Annotated in this window: 3 protein-coding genes; all 3 read left to right on the forward strand. The window is 54.8% G+C overall.

All coding sequences use genetic code 11. From position 1 onward, the window contains the following. The first annotated feature begins 38 nt into the window (after nucleotides 1-38). Nucleotides 39-227 (forward strand): helix-turn-helix domain-containing protein, encoded by a 189-nt coding sequence (locus QQJ79_RS15525; RefSeq protein ID WP_169560140.1) that lies wholly within the window; start codon nucleotides 39-41, stop codon nucleotides 225-227. Then, nucleotides 227-520 carry a CHC2 zinc finger domain-containing protein gene (locus QQJ79_RS15530; RefSeq protein WP_284223834.1) on the forward strand — a complete coding sequence of 98 codons (294 nt, stop codon included), beginning with the start codon at nucleotides 227-229 and terminating at the stop codon, nucleotides 518-520. Before QQJ79_RS15525 ends, QQJ79_RS15530 begins: the two co-directional genes overlap by 1 nt. Beyond that, nucleotides 517-785, forward strand: a 269-nt coding sequence (locus QQJ79_RS15535) for a hypothetical protein (protein WP_284223835.1), incomplete at its 3' end; no start/stop codon positions are given. The genes QQJ79_RS15530 and QQJ79_RS15535, both read left to right, overlap by 4 nt.

A 785-nucleotide genomic window follows, 5' to 3' on the forward strand; every position in this document is an offset into this window, starting at 1 on the left:
GTTGTGTTCGGTGTGTTTGATTATTCTGGAACCAATAAATGAGCATAAATCTTCTGACTGCGGGCGAAGTCTCCAACATCCTTGGCGTCACCACGGGTACGCTGGCCGTCTGGCGGGCGACGAAACGCTATGACCTGCCTTATGTCAAATCCGGGCGGCTGGTGCGCTACAGGGAGCAGGACGTCCATGCCTTCATCCTCTCCCGCCTGAACGGGGAGGCTTCCTGATGACGGTCACAGCGACAGAAATAAAAAACCGGATATCACCGGACCATTATTACAGCCGGCACCTGAAAGGCCATTTTGGCCGCCATACGGGCCACAACTGGTATCACTGGAACGGGCTTTGCCCGTTCCACCCCGACCGGAAACCCGGCTCGTTTGTCGTGAACCGGGAAAGCGGGGCGTTTAAGTGCTTCGCTTGCGGGGTACAAGGCGGCGATATCCTGTCCTTTCATATGCAGGCCAGCCAGCTTTCTTTCAGGCAAGCCCTGCGGCATTTGCAGGAGGTCTATCCATGACGGAAGTGAAGCGGTGGATATATCGCAAACCAGATGGAACCAGTATCGGCCATGTTATTCGACTGGACGAAACCGGAAGCAAACAGATTGATCCGGTTAAAAAGCAGATTATCCCTTACTTTAGACCGGACGGAAAACCGGGCATTCCCAGCGATCTTCCCGGATGCAACCGGTTATTCGGGGTTGAAACCCTGTCAGACCAGTTTGCACCGGTCTTTATCCCTGAGGGGGAGAAATGTAGTGCGGCCTTGCACGGGCTGGGCTA

Origin of the sequence: Brevundimonas denitrificans, from assembly GCF_030160755.1 — a bacterium.
GTDB lineage: Bacteria > Pseudomonadota > Alphaproteobacteria > Caulobacterales > Caulobacteraceae > Brevundimonas > Brevundimonas denitrificans.

What these genes read in the sequence shown, in the direction of transcription:
- QQJ79_RS15530 (WP_284223834.1), top strand. Translation starts at nt 227, where the DNA reads ATGACGGTCACAGCGACAGAAATAAAAAACCGGATATCACCGGACCAT.
- QQJ79_RS15525 (WP_169560140.1), top strand. Translation starts at nt 39, where the DNA reads ATGAGCATAAATCTTCTGACTGCGGGCGAAGTCTCCAACATCCTTGGC.